The following is a 1,451-nucleotide window of genomic DNA, read 5'->3' on the forward strand; positions in this document are numbered from 1 at the left end:
TCTTTCCGACAGTCACCGGGTTTATCTGGAAGAGGGGCTGGAAGCCTTTCAGGACTACCAGGTTCAGCACGAGGATGATTTGCTGGAACCGGGGGATGCTTTTCCGCTGGTGCAGAAGCTTCTGGCGATTAACGATCTTGAGCAGGGCAAAGGACGAGTCGAAGTCATTCTTCTGTCGCGCAACAGCTCGGATACCGGGCTGCGGGTGTTTAACTCCATAGCCCATTATGGGCTGCCTATTACACGTGCGGCGTTTGCCAGTGGTGAGAGCCCACACCGCTATGTATCAGCGTTTGGCGCGCACCTGTTTTTATCCACGGACCCGGGGGATGTGCAGCAGGTGCTGGAGGCGGGCTATGCGGCGGCGACGATCTTGTCTGGGGGCCAGTGTCAGCGACCGGATGGCATCTTGCGCATTGCTTTCGATGGTGATGCGGTGTTGTTTTCCGATGAGTCGGAACAGATTTTCCAGAACGATGGCCTCGAGGCATTCACCGAGAATGAGCGCCAGTCCGCCAGGCAGCCGTTGGATGGCGGCCCTTTCAAGCCGTTTCTGGCGGCGTTGCATCAGTTGCAGAACAGCTTCCCGGTGGCGGATTGTCCAATCCGTACCGCCCTGGTGACCGCACGGGGGGCTCCTGCCCACGAGCGAGTGGTGCGTACCCTGCGGGACTGGGACATTCGCCTGGACGAAAGCCTGTTTCTGGGCGGGTTATCCAAAGGAGAGTTCCTGCGTGCCTTTGGGGCGGATGTGTTCTTCGATGATCAACAGGGTCATTGTGAGTCTGCAGCCGAGCATGTGGCAGCCGGCCATGTCCCCCATGGCATTTCCAATAAAAAGAAAGACTCGACACCGGTTTGAGCAAAGTTGCATGTTTGGTGTAACAATGGCTTGTCGCTGAAAGGGCACTTTCCTTTGTGCCGTCACTTCACCGAATTCACGGCGCAGCACCAGGCGCGGTGATCTATGCGTTGAATGAATAATCGATTATATTCTTATAACCGATTACGGTTTCAATGCGGAGGCAGGGATGAAACTGCAGCAACTACGCTACATCTGGGAAGTGGCCCGCCACGACCTGAATGTGTCAGCCACCGCAGCGGCGCTCTATACCTCGCAGCCGGGCATCAGCAAACAAATCCGCATGCTCGAAGACGAGCTGGGGGTGGAGGTTTTTGCCCGTAGCGGCAAGCACCTTACCCATATCACCCCGGCCGGGCAGGCTATCCTGCAGATTGCCGGTGAAATCCTGCAGCAAACCGAATCCATTCGCCGCGTCTCCCAGGAGTTCCGGGATGAATCCCGTGGCGAACTCAGTATTGCGACCACCCATACCCAGGCGCGCTATGCCTTGCCGCCGGTGATCCACCAGTTCACCGGGCTTTTTCCGGATGTGTCGCTGCATATGCACCAGGGTACGCCCATGCAGATCTCCGAGATGGCAGCCAAC

Annotated in this window: 2 protein-coding genes; both read left to right on the forward strand. The window is 57.3% G+C overall.

Translation table 11 applies throughout. From position 1 onward, the window contains the following. Positions 1 to 862, forward strand: an 862-nt coding sequence (locus A3754_RS00530; protein WP_063518557.1) for a 5'-nucleotidase, incomplete at its 5' end; no start/stop codon positions are given. A 169-nt stretch (positions 863 to 1,031) separates the two neighbouring features. Further along, positions 1,032 to 1,451 (forward strand): LysR family transcriptional regulator (locus A3754_RS00535; RefSeq protein ID WP_156496637.1); only part of this gene is annotated, 420 nt, incomplete at its 3' end.

Source organism: Alcanivorax sp. HI0083 (genome assembly GCF_001635175.1).